Here is a 17,402-nt window from a genome sequence, read left to right as displayed (position 1 = left end):
CTGGAGTCGGCGAATGAACACGAACAGAATGTTAGTTATCCTTATAGCGACCGGATTCGTCAGTACCGCTGCGTCGGCGGCACAGATGACCTTTGCGTCGTGGGGCGGGTCCTATCAGGACGCGCAGGAAGCCACGGCCGCCAAACCGTTTGCCGCCCAGTCCGGCGTCCAGGTAAAGACAGACACCTACAACGGCGGAATCGCCCAGCTTCGCAGCCAGGTTCAGGCCAACAACGTCACTTGGGACGTTGTCGACATGCAACTTGCTGATGCAACCCGCGCGTGTGACGAGGGTCTGCTCGAGAAAGTGAACGTAGGGGCGCTCGCGCCGGCGAAGGATGGCACGCCGGCAAAGGGAGACTTTCTGCCGGGCGGCGTCTCCGATTGCCTCGTGGGCAGCATCGCGTGGTCGACGCTGATCACGTTCAATACCGACAAATTCAAGGGCAACGAGCCGACGAAAATCGCCGACTTCTTCGATCTGAAAAAATTCCCCGGCAAGCGCGGCCTGCGCAAATCACCGGAAGGCGCACTCGAGTGGGCGCTTCTCGCCGATGGCGTGGCTCCTGCTGACGTGTACAAAACGCTGGGTACGCCGGCTGGCCTCAACAGGGCCTTCAAGAAGCTCGACACGATCAAGCCGTCCATCGTCTGGTGGGAAACGGGCGCGCAGCCTGCGCAGCTGCTCGCGGACGGTGAGGTCACGATGAGCAGCGCGTACAACGGTCGCATCTACGCCGCTATGGTCACCGACAAAAAGCCCTTCGGGTTTCTCTGGGACGGCCAGGTCAAGAATGTCGAAGGCTACGCGATCGTGAAGGGCGCGAAGAACGCGAAGGAAGCGCAGCAGTTCGTTCGTTACGCAACCCAGGCGGATGTTCTCGCGAAGATGGCGCCGCTGACGGCCTACGGTCCGATGCGCAAATCGTCCGTGCCGATGGTCGATGGGAAGGTGGCCCCGTATCTGCCGACAGCGCCGGCTAATCAGAAAGGCTCCGTCGATGTTGACGTGGCCTTCTGGGCGGACCACTCCGATGACCTGAACCAGAAGTTCGCGGTTTGGCTCAGCCAGAAGTAATTGTTTCTGACGTTGCATAGACGAGGAGGGCGGTAGCCGCCGCCGAACCATGATGATTCTTCCGACTGATTATCCGGTATCCGCGGCAGAAGCCGAACAGGACACCATCACCGATTCGAAAGGCCTGAAAGCGGAGCTTCGTGGTGCGGAGCGCGCAGAGCGAATCAGGGCGATGTTGCTGATCTTTCCGCTGCTGGCGTTCCTTCTCGTCACGTTTCTGGTCCCCATTGGCAGCCTGTTGATGAAAAGCCTTCGGGATCCGACTCTCTCTCAGGAGATGCCTCATGCGGCAGCACTGCTGCGCAATTGGGAGCCGGGCGCCGGAAAGCTGCCGTCCGAACAGATCTATGGCGCGTTTGCCCGGGACCTGCTCGCGGCCAAAGACAATGAAGGCGTGAGTCGCGTAGGGGCGCGACTCAACTACGACGAGGCGGGCATGCGCAGCCTCATCATGAAAACCGCTCGACGTTTGGGTGAGAGCGAGCCAGGTACCTGGCACGAACGCATGACCGCCATCGATTCGCGGTGGGACGACGTAGGGACCTGGTCGACCGTGAAATACGCGTCATCGACGTGGACACTGGGTTATTACATCAAGGCTTTTGATTTCAGGCGGGCGAGCGACGGGGCCATCGTGCGCCAGCCCGAAAGCGAACGGCTGTACGTCAACGTGTTCCTGCGCACGGCGTGGGTGAGTCTCTCAGTGAGCGCGCTTTGTCTGCTGTTCGGATACCCGGTAGCGTATTTTCTCGCGAACATTCCGGCCCGCTATAGCAACATCTTCATGATTGCGGTGCTGCTGCCGTTCTGGACTTCGATTCTCGTGCGAACCACCGCGTGGGTGGTCGTGCTGCAGACGAACGGTGTCCTGAACGACCTGTTCATCCATCTCGGGCTGACGAAGACAGGCTTCGCACTGATCTACAACCGCTACGGGGTGCTCATTGCGATGACGCACATTCTTCTTCCCTACGCGATTCTGTCGCTGTACAGCGTGATGAAGGGCGTGCCCAATATTTACGTGAAGGCCGCCAGATCACTGGGGGCGGGGCCGATCCGGTCTTTCCTCCAGGCCTACTTCCCACAAACGCTGCCAGGCGTTGGCGCGGCCGGGATGCTCACGTTCATCCTCGCGGTCGGCTACTACATCACGCCTGCCATCGTTGGTGGTCCGGACGACCAGTTGGCGAGTTACTACATCGCGAATCACGTGAACGCCACGTTGAACTGGGGACTGGCAAGCGCGCTCGCTTCTATCCTCCTTGCCGGCGTGCTGCTTGTGTATGCAATTTTTGTCCGGATGACCGGCGGCGCCGGCGTCCAACTGGGGTGATGCGATGTTCGACTTTCCAGCGTATGTGACGGTTTGGGGGCGGCTCGGCAGGCTCGCGCACGTGGGGCTTTCACTCGCGGTGCTGCTGTTTCTGATTTCACCGGTGCTGGTTGTGATACCGCTTTCGTTCAATTCACAGCCTTATTTCACCTACCCGATGCCAGGGGTAAGCCTGCGGTGGTACCACGACTTTATCAACAGCCCCGATTGGATGCTCGCGCTCAGGAACACCGCGATTGTCGGGGTGGCGTCGACTTTCCTCGCGACGGTTCTGGGTGTGACAGCGTCGTTGGGCCTGATGCATCCGCGACTTAAGGGACGGGCGCTGATTACGGGTGTGCTGGTCTCGCCGATGATCGTGCCCGTCATCATCACCGCAGTTGGCGTTTACTTTGCTTTCAGCCCGTTTGGCCTCACCAACAGTCTGACTGGCCTGACGCTCGCACATGCCGCGCTTGGCGTGCCGTTTGTCGTGGTGACGGTGACCGCAACGCTGGCTGGATTCAACGAAACCCTGACGCGAGCCGGCAGAAGCATGGGGGCGTCTCCGGTGCGGGTCTTTCTGCAGGTCAAATTGCCCATCATTGCGCCGGGTGTCATCTCGGGCGCGCTGTTCGCGTTTGCGACGTCATTCGACGAGATTGTCGTTGCGCTGTTTCTCACGGGCCCCGACCAACGCACCGTGCCACGGCAAATGTGGTCGGGAATCAGAGAGCAACTCAGTCCAACCATTCTGGCCGTCGCCACCGTCCTGGTTGTCATCTCGACACTGCTTCTCCTGACGTTAGAAATGCTGCGCCGTAGAACTGAACGGCTGCGTGGAAGTGCGGGCGCACTTTAACCACGGGCTAGCGGCGCTTCTCGAGCCTTTCTTTACTGGGTCATCTCAACATGCTGTTGGAAATCAAAGCAATGCCGAACGTTACGACGAGCCTCAGCGTCTTGCGTCAGACGATTACGGATGCGTCTGCGCTCAGCGAAGAGGTCGCCGTTCAGGCAATGATGCAGGCCGCGCGAATGGACGTGCATACGCTCAAGACGGCTCAGGAACTTGCGGCGCGGCTCGCCCAAGGTGTGCGCGACGCGCGCATCGATGCAGGGGGCGTCGACCTGTTGACGCAAGAATTCTCACTCGATAGCCGTGAAGGCATCGCGCTGATGTGCCTCGCGGAAGCGATGCTGCGTATTCCGGACACCGAGACCCGCAACCAGCTGATTCGGGACAAGATTGTCGACGCGGACTGGCGGGCCCATATTGGCAAATCACCGTCATTGTTTGTCAATGCCACGGCGTGGGGGCTGCTCATCACGGGGAAAATGTTGAAGCAACCCGACGAGAAGGCGCTGACGGAAGCGTTGACGAACGTTCTGCGCAAGGGGGGGGAAGCAGTTGTGCGTGCGGGAGTGGCATACGCCATGCGGATGCTCGGCAAGCAGTTCGTGACGGGCCAGACCATCGAAGAGGCAATCGATGCCGCCAAGGGGCGCGAGTCCGGCGGTTATCGCTACTCGTACGACATGCTCGGCGAAGCCGCACTGACGGACGAGGATGCGCAAGCCTATTTCGAATCGTACCGGCACGCCATCGAGGCGATCGGCGAAAACGCGAAAGGCCGTGGCCCGATTGACGGGCCGGGCGTTTCAGTCAAGATCTCCGGGCTGCATTCGCGCTATGAGCTTGCGCAGCGTGAGCGCATCCTGGTCGAGCTCTATCCGCGCCTGCTACAGCTTGCCGAACTCGCCAGGAAATATGGCATCGGCTTTCACCTCGACCAGGAAGAGTCTGCGCGTTTCGAGCTCACGCTCGAGATGCTCGAGCGTCTTTGCAATGAACCGGGTCTGCGTGGCTGGAATGGCCTGGGAATCTCGCTGCAGGCCTATCAGAAACGGGGTCGCGCCGTTGCCGACTGGATTATCGCGCTCGCCCGGTCTACCGGCCGCCGTATCAACGTCCGGTTGGTGAAGGGTGCGTACTGGGACACGGAAATCAAACTAGCCCAGGATGCCGGCGCGGTTGGCTACCCGGTCTTCACGCGCAAGGTTCATTCCGACGTGAGCTACATTGCGTGCGCCAAGGCACTCCTCGACGCGCCGGACGCCATCTTCCCGCAGTTTGCCACGCACAACGCCTTCACCATCGCAGCCGTCCATACGCTCGCTGGCGGCAAGGAATATGAATTCCAATGCCTCCACGGCATGGGCGAAACCGTGTATAACCAGGTCGTTGGAAAATCAAAGCTGGGACGTCCGTGCCGGATCTATGCGCCGGTTGGGCCGCATGCCACCTTGCTGGCATACCTTGTCCGCCGATTGCTTGAGAATGGGGCGAACTCGTCCTTTGTGAACCAGATCGTCGACCCGGCCGTCAGCATTGCTGATATCGTCGAAGATCCGATTGCAAAAGCTGCACGCACCGGTGGAAAGCCACATGCGGGTATCATTTCGCCGTCGGGGGTATTGCCCGGTCGGATCAATGCAGCAGCACTGAGCTTCGGCAACTCTGCCGAGTTTGCGTCGGCGCTTGGCGACCTGCGTGCAAATCGAATCGCGGCGGCATCCATCATTGCCGGCGTCCAGCAACAGGTAGCCGACGCAACCACGCTTGTCTACAGCGCGGCGGACAATTCGGAAGTCGTCGGCACGGTAGCGAATTCGAAACTTGCCGCGGTCACAGACGTGCTTGCGTCGGCAACGTTCGCGAGCGCGACCTGGAGCCGCACGCCTGTCAACATGCGCGCGTCTATCCTGGCGTCTGTCGCAAGCGAACTTGAAAGAAAGGCGTCCCGTCTGGGCGCGCTGCTGGTTCTCGAGAATGGAGCAACCCTCGTCGACGCAGCCGAGGAAGTGCGAACTGCCGTCAATCTGTGCCGCCTGTACGCGTATCAGATCAACGCGGACACCCGGATGCAGTCGACCGAAGGGCTGGGAATCGTCGTGAGCCTGACGCCCGTCTGTTCCCCGCTGTCCACGCTAGTTGGGCAGGTTGCCAGTGCGCTCGCTGCGGGTAACGTAGCGATCGCGAAGCCGTCATCGGGCGCAAATCTGATTGCATATGAAACGGTCAGGTTGTTCCTCGCCAGCGGTATTCCTGACGGTGCATTGCAGCTGCTGTTGGGCGAGGGCGTGACCATAGGCAGCGCGTTGGTGTCGGATAGACGCGTGGCGGCAGTGCTCTTTTCGGGCTCGGTTGAAACTTCCAGATCTCTAGCTGTCCAGCTTGCGGAATTGCCGCATTCGCCGAAGTTGCTGAGCTCGATACCGAGTGCGAACTCAATGATCGTCGATAGCTCCGCGTTGCCCGAGCAGGTGATTTCGGACGCGATGGTCTCCGCTTTCAAAGGCGCGGGTCAGACGGCTTCGTCATTGCGAATTCTTTGCTTGCAGGACTCCACCGCGGAGAAAGTCCTGCGCATGCTCAAGGGCATGCTGAGCGAGCGCGTAACGGGAAACCCACTGGATGTCGCGAGCGATGTCGGTCCCGTCGCGACGCGCCGGATTCAGGAGCGCGTGGAAAAGTATCTGGAACACATGAAGCGTTGTGGGTTCACCGTCACGCGCGGCAAGCTCTCGGGGGATGACGGAAAGGGGAATTTCGTTACCCCGGCGATCGTGGATATCAAGGACATGGCTTCGCTGTCGAACATCTGCCTGACGGTAGCAGGACCAGTCTTGCACGTAGTGCGCTGGAAGACAGGGGAAATGGATGCATTGGTCGAACGGCTGAACGAACTGGGGTGTGGCGTTCAAGGGTTGCACACGCGTATCAATGAGGCGGTGGGCAAACTGCTGTCCAGAACGCACGCCAACAGTGTTTGCATCAACCGCTCGATGCACAGCGCGTTTGCGGGCATGCAACCTTATGGCGGTGTTGGGGCGTGCGGCACAGGGCCGATGGCAGGCGGACCGCTCACACTATGGGCCCTCACGCGAAACGTGCCGGCTTCGTTCACGTCGGCAAGCGGCCCGTTCGCTGCATCGAAATCACTCACTAGCGAGAAGTTTTACGAGTTTCCATTTGAAGCCGCTGACGGAAAGCTGCGAAATCGAAGAGACGCTTTGCAACTGTCGCGTACGGCATGCAAGAAGAAACTGGATGCTCTGTTTGCGCTCGCATCCGAGAAGCGCCTGACGACGGATAGCGATGCAGCAACGACCACGAACCGGCAACTGACAAGCGTTCTTGATGCGATTGAACCGCTCACGCTTCCCGCGCTCACTGGCGAAGAAAATACCGTGGAGTTGCTGCCGCGAGGCCAGATCTTCTGTGCCGGAGAAACCGCGAGTTCGATTGTGACGCAAGCGATGGTGGCATCGGCCTTCGGCAATGAGGTGGTTCTGCTCAAGTCCTCAATTTCCGACGACGTGGCGAAAATATTGTCGAACGGGTGTCGCATTGTCGATTCGACGGATGCGGGTCGAGTTATCCGCGGCGAAATCGATGGAATTCGCCCAGTTGTTGTGTTGGCGGAGCGGCAGCAGGAGAACGCTGCCTTCATTCGGGCGGCGGCGCGGAGTCTTGTTGCGACGGTCTTCGCCGCCGCTTCGGGTCATTACGACTGGACGCAAGTCGTTCGTGAACGGGTTACGACGGTGAATGCGAGCGCGGCGGGTGGCAATACGCAGCTGATGGTGCTGAGCGAGGATGCATTTTGAGTGTGTGCATCGATGTGATTGCCAGCCCTCGATGGCAGAAAAGGGACCGTTGAGATGACCGCCGGGTACAACAATGATGCAGCACACCCGCTCAATGGCCTGAAGGTCGCGAACGGCCGTCGCTGGTACGCCATTGATGCGCGGGACTGGCGACCCATGTCAATCGGGGGTCAGGTGCTTCCTGGCTACTTCTGGATACCTGTAGCCGATGACGAGAACGGAGCGTGGTCCAGCTACTGGATGCGCGTGGAAGCGGGAGCGTGCTCCCCCGAGCACCAGCATGACTCGACGGAGTTGGTGATGGTCCTGGAAGGGGTGTTCACGGACGACGATGGCACTGACTTCTTGCCAGGTCAAACCGTGACCTATCCCGCGGGCTCGCGGCACAGTACTTCTTCGAAAGTTGGATGCACAGTACTTGTGGTCGCCCACACCGGGTCGAAAATCGTTTCGTGAGGCCGTTAGCGTAGGTCAGGCGGGTAGCGGTTGCTTGCCCTTTCCCATTGCGCGCGCGGCACAGCAGGCCACCATCGCACAAGAACGCCGTTCCGCCGGTCCGGAGCGATGCCCGTTTTTGTCCGACCCATCAGGCGGGCGCAACACCCTATCCATCAAACCCTCGGATATCCTTGCAACGCCAGTCAGGCGAGGGTTTGTCCTGGTGCACGAATCGCTCGATGGCGCGGGGATGCCGATTAGATAACCACCTCTTATGAAGATGGTAACCAGCGCTGATGGTGCCACACCCTTGTTTTTTGTCTTTCTATCGTGTCAGGCATGCGAATTTCAGCGACTCGCCGGCGATCGAAGCGAATTTTCATCAGAAGAAGGGCGTACAGATGAGCATGAAGCACAAATACGCGGGCATTCTGACCGCGGTTCCCACGCCGCTAGATAGGGAAGACCGGTTCCAGCCAGCGCCGCTGTATCAGCACATCCAGCGTTTGGCGTCCGCGGGGGCTGACGGCGTTGTGCCGCTGGGCGGCACCGGCGAATACACGTCGCTCTCGGCAAGCGAACGTCTGCGTGTCGTCGAAACCTCGATTGAGGCTGGCGGGGACAAGCTTCATGTCGTGCCGGGCATTCTGTCGCCAGGCATCGGCGACGCCGTCGATAACGCGAAGGCCTTTGTCGCCGCCGGCGCGAAGGCGCTGATGGTCGTCACGCCATACTATTTTCGTCCCACCCAGGACGGCATCGTCGACTACTACAAGAAATTTGCCGATGAAGTCGATGCGGACATCATCCTGTATGAGATCCCGTATCGCACCGGTGTGTCGCTTCACTATGAAACTGTCGCGCGACTCGCGGAGCTGACCCGAGTCGTCGGCATCAAGGCGTGCAATCCGGACCTCGCGCAGCAGATGCGGGCAGCAGAACTGGCGGCGACCAGGATCGCGATCCTGAGCGGCGAGGAGGACGTTTTGCCGCTACATGTGGCGATGGGCGCGGTCGGCGGGATTATTTCGAGCTCCAACCTGATTCCCAGGCAATGGGCGAAGGTGTTGTCGCTTGCGTCAAGCGGGCATCTTCAGGAAGCGGTTGCGCTGCATGCGACGTTGCGCCCCCTTATCGACGCGATTTTTGCCGAGCCGAATCCCGCCCCCATTAAGGCGGCGCTCGCCCTGCAGGGATTCGATTTCGGCGACGTCCTGCTGCCGATGCTACCGGCTTCGGAGGCGCTGCGGCAACGCCTCGCGACCGTCATTCCGCCCATCCTGGCGCGTGAAACCGAGTAGATCACTCATCACATTGAAGGCCAAAGCCATGTCCGCTGATTCCAGAATCATCCTGCCTCGACGCCGATTCCTGCAAGCTGCTGGCACGACGCTGCTCTCGAGCGCCATCGCGGCACCGATGGTCATCACCTCGCGCAAGGCCATGGCGGCCAGCAATCTCACGGTTGTGAGCTGGGGCGGAAACTATCATGCGGGTGTGGAAGAGGCTCTTGCCAAGCCGTTCGAGAAAGAGTTCGGCGTTCACGTGACCCTGGTGGACACTCCGGACCTCGCGAAGGTGAAAGCTCAGGTGATGACGAATAACGTCCAATGGGACGTGTTCGACGCGGTAGGTCCGATGGCGATGACCGGCTCGAAAAACGGCTACTGGGAGCCGCTTGACCCGGCCCTGTTCAATCGTGGCGATCTCATTGCGCCGATGACGAAAGACGCCGTTCCACTCTATGGCTATACGGGCGGCATCTGCTGGGACAACAGCAAATTCCCCGACGGCAAGCACCCGCAGACCTTTGCGGAGTACTTTGACGTCAAGAAGTTTCCCGGACAGCGGACGCTGCGCAACCGTGCAAGCGAAACGCTGGAAATTGCATTGCTCGCCGACGGGGTCGCGCCGGACAAGTTGTACCCGCTTGACGTCGAGCGTGCGTTCAAATCGCTCAACAGTATCAAGCCGTTCATCGGTAACTGGGTCGACCAGACGCCGCAAACCGTGACGCTTGTCGAGACCGGCCAGGTTGACTTCAGCTACACCTACTCGACGCGCGTCAAGGCGGCTCAGGAGGCCAACAAACCGATCAACTTCTCGTTCAGGCAGAACCTGATTGGTCTTGAGTATCTGGTGGTGCTGAAAAACTCGCCGAACAAGGCGAATGCCATCAAATTCGTGCAATTCGCGCTGCGTCCGGACCGGCAGGCTGCGTTGATGAATGCGCTCGGCAATACGCCTGCGAGTCGTAGCGCCTTGCCCATGGTGAAACCGGAAGTGCGTAAGTGGCTGTCGGACCCCTCCAACAAGATGAACGTCGTCAGCAATGACGTATGGTGGGCTGACCACTACGATGAGTTGACTTTGCGATTCAAGGAGTGGGTGCTTAGCTGATTGAGCACTTTTCCCAATGTCCGTCGGTGTGCATCGGGGTCTGGGTTAAGGAGGGGTGATGAAATCACGTGTTGACGGACTGCTGTACGTTGGCCCAGCGGCTGTATTCCTGTTTTTCGTATTGTTCGTGCCGCTCGCCTATGTCGTCTATACGAGTTTCTGGATTGCGGGCGGCCCCTCGCTGTCGGCATATCAACGACTCCTGGGAAGCGAGCTGTTTCTTCGCACGCTGTGGTCAACCTTCCAGATCAGCATCACCGCCTCGTTGGCCAGTCTGCTGATGGGCTATCCGATCGCGATGCATCTGGCGAAGCAAACACCGCGTAAACGCGCCGTTTACATGGTGTTGGTACTCGTACCATTCTGGACAAGCATTCTCGTCAAAAGCTATGCCTTCACCATCCTGCTGGGCCGGGACGGACTGGTGAACCAGCTGCTATCGGCTGCGTTTCATACCCGGGTGCAACTGCCTTTGCTATTCAACCGGTTCGGCGTGATGGTGGGGATGACCAACTACCTGATTCCCTTCATCGTGTTCCCCGTCCTCGCGAGTCTTATGTCGATTGATAAGTCGTTGTATCGCGCGTCCGAGATCATGGGCGCGAAGCCGCCGCGTATCTTCTTTCGCATTACCTTGCCGTTGAGTCTTCCGGGTGTCGCAGCCGCAACATTGAGCACGACCGTGATGTCGATGGGATTCTTCGTCATACCGGCGCTGCTGGGAGGGCGCAAGGACGCGATGATGTCGAACCTCGTCGACTTCTATACCCGGGAGACGATGGACTGGAACATGGCATCCGCAATCGGTGTGATTCTCCTCGCCATCGTCACGCTGGCCGCGATGGGCGCCGACCAGTTTCAGCGGCGCGACGCGAAGAAAAGGGCGATGGCATGACAACCTCTATTGATATGGCGCTTCCGGCTGCTGTGGCTGCTGGAAAGGTGATCGATACGCAGGAACGGCGCTATGGAAGACTTCGCAATGTCATAGCGTTTGCGGTCTATGCGTTCATCCTTGTGCCGACCTTGATCGTCATTCCGATTTCGTTTGGGGGAAACGGCGAACTGAGCTTTCCACCGCGGGTCTGGTCGCTTGAATTGTATGAGCAGTTATTCAGTTCGTCTTCGTGGGTCGGGCCCATCCTGCAGAGCGTCAAGGTTGCCGGATTGACGATGGTCATTTCGGTACTGATCGGTGTTCCGGCGTCGTATGGCCTCGTGCGCTTTGATTTCCCAGGAAAGCGGCTTGTGATGCTGCTTCTTATGAGCCCAATCCTCGTGCCGGTTATCGTTATCTCGCTCGGCTTGTACCTCTATCTGTCGAGACTCCATCTCGTCGGGACAACGGCGGGTCTGGTTGCCAGTCATGTTGCGTACGTGACGCCGTTCATGATGATGACTGTAATGGCCGGCGTGAAAAAGCTGGACCCCGCTCTGGAGTTTGCGACAACTATCATGGGCGCGAATCGCCGGACTGTCTTTTTCAAGGTTGTCTTGCCGCAGTTGAGACCCTCGATTTTCGCTGGTGCATTGTTCGCGTTCCTCGTGTCATTCGATGAAGTCGTCATCGCATGGTTTCTCACAAGTCCGACGACGACGACGCTGCCAGTCAAGATGTACAGCAGCATTCAGTGGGATATTTCGCCAGTAATTGCTGCGGTGTCGGCGCTTCTTACGGTGCTCTCGCTGGTGTTTTGCTGTATTTCGGTGTTTCTGCAGCCAGCAGCAACCGAGTCGTCACATTGAGGTCGGAGAAAAGCATGTCACACGTACTGCTCGAGAAAAATGGACGATCCTCGGCCCAAACGAATCCATCGGTCAGCGGGAATTCGAATACCACGTCGACCTCAATCGACGCTGGCGAGAACATGATTGTTTTCCGTGGTATCAGCAAGCGTTACGGGAGTTCGGTAGCGTTGCACGCCACTGATTTCACGGTGCGCAAAGGCGAGTTTCTTAGCCTGCTCGGCCCGAGCGGCTCAGGCAAAAGTACCATCCTCAACATCATCGCCGGGGCTGTGGCGCCTTCCACAGGAAGCATCGTGCTGGACGGGAAGGACGTATCGACAGTCCCGCCGCGTGAGCGCGGACTCGGTATGGTTTTTCAAAACTATGCCCTGTTGCCGCATCTGAACGTATTCGACAATGTTGCCTTTCCGTTGCGCATCCGCGGAATGAGCAAGTCGGAGATCCAGCAACGTGTTCGCAACGCGCTGGAAAGGGTCGGTCTGACGGGCTACGAAAACCGGAAACCGCGTGAAATGTCAGGCGGCCAGCAACAGCGGGTTGGCATTTCCCGTTGTATTGTCTACTCCCCGTCAGTCATCTTGATGGACGAGCCACTGGGCGCCCTGGACAAGAAGCTCCGTGATCAGCTTCAGGGCGAAATCAAGCGGCTGCACCGCGACCTGGGCACCACGCTGGTATACGTTACGCACGATCAGGAAGAAGCGCTGAATTTATCCGACCGGGTGTGCCTGATGAATGGCGGACGCATTGCGCAGCTTGGTACGCCCGATGAGCTCTACTTCGAGCCGACCAACGAATTTGTTGCCGACTTCGTCGGGGAATCCAACCTGCTCGAAGGTGTCGTGCAATCCGGCGACACGGTCCTGGTAGATAGCAACTGGGCGGTCAAAGTCCGAAGTACCGAGGGGCATGCCGCTGGTTCAAAGGTGAAGGTGCTGGTACGCCCGGAAAAAATTTCAGTACTAGAGAGCGAAGAATTCGTAGCGTCGGGAGCGGATGGGGTAAATGAGTGCACCGGTGTCATTTCCCAGATTTCGTTTGCCGGCGGCATGACGCGATTCGAGTTGACTATCCAGACGGGCTCGACGCTCCTGATCAAGACAATTTCCGCGCGAGCGACCGAGCGCTCGCCGATGGGGCGCCCGCTTACCGTTCGGTGGTCGGCGCGCGATAGCGCGGTTCTGAAAAAATAATCCCGATATGAATTCGAATAGCCTCGTCGCCGCAATGCGAGAGTTGGTGGGCAACGCCAATGTGGTAGACACGCCGTCCGACATGGAACCGCATCTGATTGACTGGCGCAAGCGTCATTCCGGAAAGGCTGCCTGCGTGGTGTTTCCCCGAACGACGGAGCAGGTGTCGAAGGTGCTCGCATTCTGTAATAACAACGCCATGAAGGTGTTTCCGCAGGGGGGCAACACCAGTGTGTGCGGTGGCTCGGTGCCGGACAACAGCGGCCAGAGTGTGCTGCTGAACATGCGCAAGATGAATCGCATCATCGAGTTGAACCCTCGGAACAATTCAATGACCGTCGAGGCTGGCTGCGTGCTCGCGGACGTACAGGCAGCGGCAGTCGAAGCCGATCGGCTGTTCCCGCTGACGCTCGGCGCTGAAGGCTCCTGCCAGATTGGTGGAAACATTGCGACGAATGCCGGCGGCACCAACGTGCTCCGTTTCGGTAACACCCGTGATCTGATTCTGGGTATCGAGGTGGTTCTCGCCGATGGTCGCATCTGGAATGGTTTGCGCTCGTTAAGAAAGAACAATAGCGGTTACGACCTGAAGAATCTCTTTATCGGCTCGGAAGGGACGCTCGGCGTTGTGACAGCAGCGACGCTGAAGCTATTTCCGCGGCCGCACGCGATCGCAACGGCGATGCTAGGCGTAGAAACCGTTTCCGCCGCGGTGGATGAAGGCCTCAAGCTTCAGGCCGCGTTCCCTGGCGAACTCGTTGGCCTTGAACTGATTTCGCAAAGCGAGTTCGACATTTCGCTGCGACATGCTGCCAATACGCGAAACCCATTTCAGAAGACACCCAATTGGACTGTTCTCGTTGAACTCGCCGCAGCGACTGGGACAAGTGAGTCACTCGCTGACAAGTTGACGGACGCACTGGGCAACTCATTCAGCGACGGCGCAGTCCAGGACGCTGTGATTGCCTCAAGCGAGCAGCAGCGCGAGGACATCTGGCGCATCCGCCACAGCGTCACCGAGGCAAATGGCCGCGAAGGGATGGGGCTCACTCATGACATCGCTGTGCCCACGTACCGCATTCCGGATTTCGTTGAGCTTGCAGGGCGTGCACTGGCGGAACACTATCCGGCGGCTGTGCCTGTGGTTGTCGGACACATGGGAGATGGGAATCTTCACTACATCGCCATGTTCACGCACGAATACTGGGCGAGCATCGAGGACAAAGCGGCCGTTCAACTGAAGCTTAGCCATCTGCTCTATGACATCGCGGCGGAAATGGGGGGCACCTTCAGTGCCGAACATGGAATCGGCTCGCTGCACGTTTCGGAGATGGGGGTATACAAAGATGCGGCCGAAATTGCGCTGATGCAGGAATTCAAGCAGCTACTTGACCCAAAAGACACGATGAATCCAGGCCGTGTGCTCCCTAAAGTCGCTGCTGCGTTCCAGAGTGACTGAATGGCATTCGCCAACATCGCTGACTATCGTTCTGCTGCGAGACGATTCCTGCCGAATTTCGCATTCAGTTACCTTGAAGGTGGGGCGGAAGATGAGATAACCATGCGGCGCAACCGGCTCGCTTTCGAGCGTGTCATGCTTGCGCCACGGGTGTTGATTGACGTTACCTCGGTCAACACACAGGTGACAGTCGCCGGCGCCGCTGCAGCCTGGCCAGCGGTCGTTGGCCCGACGGGCCTCAACGGACTCTACCGCCGTGAAGCGGAGGAGATCCTGGCTCGGTCTGCGCATGCCGCAGGTCTACCGTTCGTTCTGTCGACCGCATCCACGAGTCTCCTTGAAGACGTTCGGAAAGCATCAGACGGAGATATTTGGCTGCAACTCTACGTACAGCAGAACAGAAGAATCGCGGAAGACATGATGGCGCGCGCCAGGGCGTCCGGTTTTTCGACGCTTCTGTTGACGGTCGATACACCGGTTACTGGTCAACGCGACCACTACACCCGAACGGATTTCACGCTACCGCTTCGGTGGACCTCAAAACTGTTGTGGGACATTGCCACCCATCCACGCTGGACGGCGTCGGTCGGCGTGCACGGTGTCCCAGAACTGGTCAATCTTGCCCGCAGTGCTCGACTGGGTCCCGGGATTGAGGCGCAGGCCGCAGCCCTGAGCCGGCAAATGGATATGTCGCTTAACTGGAGCGACCTTGCCTGGGTGCGTCGTCATTGGCCAGGAAAGCTACTCGTCAAAGGCATACAAACTGTCGCCGACGCGGTGATGGCTTCGCGACATTGTGTCGACGGTGTGGTGCTCTCGAACCATGGTGGCCGCCAGCTCGACGGGGCGCTCAGCCCGCTCGAAATTCTGGCGGACACGGTGTCCGCCACCCCGAAGGGATTCATTGTTCTGATCGATGGCGGTATCCGTCGTGGCAGTGACATCGCGAAAGCGGTGGCGCTGGGCGCCAACGGGGTACTACTGGGGCGTGCTCCGCTTTACGGCCTCGCTGCGTCTGGCTCGAACGGCGTAAGTGACGTCCTTGCCATGCTGAAGAAGGAACTTGAGATTTGCTTGCGGCTTCTTGGCTGTCCCGACATCGCCTCACTCGACGCGAGTTATCTCGCTGCTGCGCGTAATTCGTGTCATTCCAGGAAGCGCTAGTTCCGTTGCAGTCACGTCGTCGATCACGGCGGCGTGATTGAGTCCTTTCTCGCTTTCAAAAAAAGCCGTTTCAGCGATGGCTTCGCAGAGACGGCTCAAGTTCCAGCTCCAGGAGATGTGAAGGGTGGTGCCTTTCCGCGAACGCTTACAGCGACTGTGTCAACGCGGGTAGAACCTCGAACAGGTCGCCGACAAGACCGTAGTCGGCAACGCTAAAGATAGGCGCGTCAGCATCTTTATTGACTGCGACGATGACCTTTGAGTCTTTCATGCCGGCCAGATGCTGGATGGCGCCCGAAATGCCGACAGCGAAATAGAGTTCCGGAGCAACGATTTTCCCGGTTTGGCCGACTTGCCAGTCGTTCGGTGCAAAGCCCGAATCGACCGCTGCGCGAGATGCACCGACGGCAGCACCGAGCTTCTCCGCCAACGGATCGAGAAGGGCGAAGTTTTCCTTGCTGCCCAGACCACGGCCACCTGATACAACGACACGCGCTGCGGTGAGTTCAGGCCGGTCGCTCGTTGCGACTTCGCGACGAATGAAAGTTGACAGGCCCGAATCCGCGACAGCCGGTACCGTTTCGATAACCGCACTCCCACCCTCGGCCAGGGCTGCATCGAACGCCGTCGTACGGATGGTGGCGACTTTCACCGGGTCGCTCGATTGCACCGTTGCGATAGCGTTGCCCGCATAGACGGGGCGCTGAAACGTGTCGGCGGAGTCAATAGCAATGACGTCGGAAATCTGCGATGCATCGAGCTTCGCTGCCACGCGCGGCGCAGTGTTCTTGCCGGCGGCCGTGGCGGGGAAGAAAATATGCGAGTAGTCGCTTGCGAGAGCCAGCACCTGTGCAGTGAGGTTTTCCGCCAAACCATCCGCGAATTGAGGCGCGTCGACGAGAATGACCTTATCCACGCCGTCGATCCTGCTCGCTGCTTGCGCGGCAGGTTGCGCGTCGCTGCCAGCGACGAGGACATGGACGCCATTCGAAAGCTGTTTCGCGGCGGCAACGGCATGAAGCGTCGAACTCCTGATTTGAGCGTTGTTGTGTTCGGCAATAACAAGCGTCGTCATTTAAATTACCCCTGCTTCAGTTTTCAGTTTCGCGACGAGCGTCGCAACGTCCGGCACCATCACGCCTGCCTTGCGTACCGGAGGTTCGACGACTTTCAGCGTCTTGAGGCGCGGCGACGGGTCGATACCAAAGTCAGAGGGTTTGATCACCTCAATGGGCTTCTTCCTGGCCTTCATGATGTTCGGCAAGGTCACGTAGCGCGGCTCATTCAGGCGCAGATCGGTCGTCACAATCGCCGGCAGACGCAATGAAATCACCTCAAGGCCGCCGTCGACTTCACGTGTCACCGTGGCGGTGCCATCGTTGATTTCAATGTTGCTGGCGAAGGTGGCTTGCGGCCAGTCGAGCAGCGCAGCGAGCAATTGGCCCGTTTGCCCAGCGTCGTCGTCAATTGCCTGCTTGCCGAGAATAACCAGTAGAGGTTGCTCTTTTTCAACGACGGCCTTGAGCAGCTTTGCTACGGCAAGCGGTTGCAATTCCGCGTCTGTCTCAACCAGCACGCCGCGATCCGCGCCGATGGCCAGCGCTGTACGCAGCGTCTCCTGACTTTGCGACACGCCGCATGACACGGCGATGATCTCCGTGGCCTTGCCGGCTTCCTTCAGACGCGTCGCCGCTTCCACAGCGATTTCGTCAAAGGGATTCATGGACATCTTGACGTTGCCAATGTCCACACCGCTTTCGTCAGCTTTTACCCGCACCTTCACGTTGTAATCGACGACGCGCTTTACTGCGGTGATAACCTTCATCTCATCTTCCTCATCATTTCAATCGTTTATCCTGACGCCGGACGGCTCGATCGTCACCAGCACCGCCGTTGCGCCAGGCATCTATCGGAACCGATGCAATGGAGCGCACG

At 58.9% G+C, this 17,402-nt stretch carries 14 protein-coding genes; 12 read left to right on the top strand and 2 right to left on the bottom strand.

All coding sequences use genetic code 11. The annotated features are described in order from the left end of the window. Window positions 1-13: 13 nt before the first annotated feature. The 12 genes from PQQ52_RS26740 (at window position 14) to PQQ52_RS26685 (ending at window position 15,467) form a co-directional block, all read left to right on the top strand. Complete coding sequence (locus PQQ52_RS26740; protein ID WP_408218055.1) at window positions 14-1,078, top strand: ABC transporter substrate-binding protein; 1,065 nt, start codon at window positions 14-16, stop codon at window positions 1,076-1,078. A gap of 49 nt (window positions 1,079-1,127) precedes the next feature. After that, window positions 1,128-2,411 carry an ABC transporter permease gene (locus tag PQQ52_RS26735; RefSeq protein ID WP_408218052.1) on the top strand — a complete coding sequence of 428 codons (1,284 nt, stop codon included), beginning with the start codon at window positions 1,128-1,130 and terminating at the stop codon, window positions 2,409-2,411. Between the two features lie 4 nt (window positions 2,412-2,415). After that, a complete protein-coding gene (locus tag PQQ52_RS26730) occupies window positions 2,416-3,252 on the top strand; it encodes an ABC transporter permease (protein ID WP_408218049.1) in 837 nt (278 codons plus the stop codon). Between the two features lie 71 nt (window positions 3,253-3,323). Further along, window positions 3,324-7,064 (top strand): bifunctional proline dehydrogenase/L-glutamate gamma-semialdehyde dehydrogenase PutA, encoded by a 3,741-nt coding sequence (gene putA / locus PQQ52_RS26725; RefSeq protein WP_408218046.1) that lies wholly within the window; start codon window positions 3,324-3,326, stop codon window positions 7,062-7,064. A gap of 54 nt (window positions 7,065-7,118) precedes the next feature. After that, the gene (locus tag PQQ52_RS26720; RefSeq protein WP_408218043.1) at window positions 7,119-7,520 is read left to right on the top strand and encodes a cupin domain-containing protein; all 402 of its coding nucleotides are present in this window, start codon (window positions 7,119-7,121) and stop codon (window positions 7,518-7,520) included. A gap of 383 nt (window positions 7,521-7,903) precedes the next feature. Further along, a complete protein-coding gene (gene dapA / locus PQQ52_RS26715; protein WP_408218040.1) occupies window positions 7,904-8,803 on the top strand; it encodes a 4-hydroxy-tetrahydrodipicolinate synthase in 900 nt (299 codons plus the stop codon). 28 nt (window positions 8,804-8,831) lie between these two features. Then, window positions 8,832-9,902 carry an ABC transporter substrate-binding protein gene (locus tag PQQ52_RS26710; RefSeq protein ID WP_408218037.1) on the top strand — a complete coding sequence of 357 codons (1,071 nt, stop codon included), beginning with the start codon at window positions 8,832-8,834 and terminating at the stop codon, window positions 9,900-9,902. A gap of 58 nt (window positions 9,903-9,960) precedes the next feature. Then, window positions 9,961-10,797 carry an ABC transporter permease gene (locus tag PQQ52_RS26705; RefSeq protein WP_408218034.1) on the top strand — a complete coding sequence of 279 codons (837 nt, stop codon included), beginning with the start codon at window positions 9,961-9,963 and terminating at the stop codon, window positions 10,795-10,797. Further along, window positions 10,794-11,648, top strand: coding sequence for an ABC transporter permease (locus PQQ52_RS26700; protein WP_408218031.1), 855 nt, complete (start codon window positions 10,794-10,796; stop codon window positions 11,646-11,648). Before PQQ52_RS26705 ends, PQQ52_RS26700 begins: the two co-directional genes overlap by 4 nt. A 14-nt stretch (window positions 11,649-11,662) precedes the next feature. After that, the gene (locus PQQ52_RS26695) at window positions 11,663-12,844 is read left to right on the top strand and encodes an ABC transporter ATP-binding protein (RefSeq protein WP_408218029.1); all 1,182 of its coding nucleotides are present in this window, start codon (window positions 11,663-11,665) and stop codon (window positions 12,842-12,844) included. Between the two features lie 7 nt (window positions 12,845-12,851). Next, on the top strand, window positions 12,852-14,303 hold the full coding sequence (locus PQQ52_RS26690; protein WP_408218026.1) for an FAD-binding oxidoreductase: 1,452 nt from the start codon (window positions 12,852-12,854) through the stop codon (window positions 14,301-14,303). Continuing rightward, window positions 14,304-15,467, top strand: coding sequence for an alpha-hydroxy acid oxidase (locus PQQ52_RS26685; protein ID WP_408218023.1), 1,164 nt, complete (start codon window positions 14,304-14,306; stop codon window positions 15,465-15,467). A gap of 145 nt (window positions 15,468-15,612) precedes the next feature. On the opposite strand, the gene PQQ52_RS26680 is transcribed toward PQQ52_RS26685, so the two are convergent. Together PQQ52_RS26680 and PQQ52_RS26675 are read right to left on the bottom strand one after the other, a co-directional pair. Continuing rightward, complete coding sequence (locus PQQ52_RS26680; RefSeq protein ID WP_408218020.1) at window positions 15,613-16,542, bottom strand: electron transfer flavoprotein subunit alpha/FixB family protein; 930 nt, start codon at window positions 16,540-16,542, stop codon at window positions 15,613-15,615. Next, on the bottom strand, window positions 16,543-17,292 hold the full coding sequence (locus PQQ52_RS26675) for an electron transfer flavoprotein subunit beta/FixA family protein (RefSeq protein WP_408218018.1): 750 nt from the start codon (window positions 17,290-17,292) through the stop codon (window positions 16,543-16,545). It abuts the gene before it with no gap. Window positions 17,293-17,402: the final 110 nt, after the last annotated feature.

This window comes from Paraburkholderia sediminicola (genome assembly GCF_046030555.1).
In the GTDB taxonomy this organism is placed as follows: domain Bacteria; phylum Pseudomonadota; class Gammaproteobacteria; order Burkholderiales; family Burkholderiaceae; genus Paraburkholderia; species Paraburkholderia sediminicola_E.
Note: the sequence above shows the minus strand (reverse complement) of the source record. Positions and strands in the feature narration are given on the sequence as shown.

Coding starts and splice junctions, on each gene's coding strand:
- PQQ52_RS26680 (WP_408218020.1), bottom strand. CDS start 16,542: ATGACGACGCTTGTTATTGCCGAACACAACAACGCTCAAATCAGGAGT.
- PQQ52_RS26690 (WP_408218026.1), top strand. CDS start 12,852: ATGAATTCGAATAGCCTCGTCGCCGCAATGCGAGAGTTGGTGGGCAAC.
- putA (WP_408218046.1), top strand. CDS start 3,324: ATGCCGAACGTTACGACGAGCCTCAGCGTCTTGCGTCAGACGATTACG.
- PQQ52_RS26710 (WP_408218037.1), top strand. CDS start 8,832: ATGTCCGCTGATTCCAGAATCATCCTGCCTCGACGCCGATTCCTGCAA.
- PQQ52_RS26720 (WP_408218043.1), top strand. CDS start 7,119: ATGACCGCCGGGTACAACAATGATGCAGCACACCCGCTCAATGGCCTG.
- PQQ52_RS26730 (WP_408218049.1), top strand. CDS start 2,416: ATGTTCGACTTTCCAGCGTATGTGACGGTTTGGGGGCGGCTCGGCAGG.
- PQQ52_RS26685 (WP_408218023.1), top strand. CDS start 14,304: ATGGCATTCGCCAACATCGCTGACTATCGTTCTGCTGCGAGACGATTC.
- PQQ52_RS26675 (WP_408218018.1), bottom strand. CDS start 17,292: ATGAAGGTTATCACCGCAGTAAAGCGCGTCGTCGATTACAACGTGAAG.
- PQQ52_RS26740 (WP_408218055.1), top strand. CDS start 14: ATGAACACGAACAGAATGTTAGTTATCCTTATAGCGACCGGATTCGTC.
- PQQ52_RS26700 (WP_408218031.1), top strand. CDS start 10,794: ATGACAACCTCTATTGATATGGCGCTTCCGGCTGCTGTGGCTGCTGGA.
- PQQ52_RS26735 (WP_408218052.1), top strand. CDS start 1,128: ATGATGATTCTTCCGACTGATTATCCGGTATCCGCGGCAGAAGCCGAA.
- dapA (WP_408218040.1), top strand. CDS start 7,904: ATGAGCATGAAGCACAAATACGCGGGCATTCTGACCGCGGTTCCCACG.
- PQQ52_RS26705 (WP_408218034.1), top strand. CDS start 9,961: ATGAAATCACGTGTTGACGGACTGCTGTACGTTGGCCCAGCGGCTGTA.
- PQQ52_RS26695 (WP_408218029.1), top strand. CDS start 11,663: ATGTCACACGTACTGCTCGAGAAAAATGGACGATCCTCGGCCCAAACG.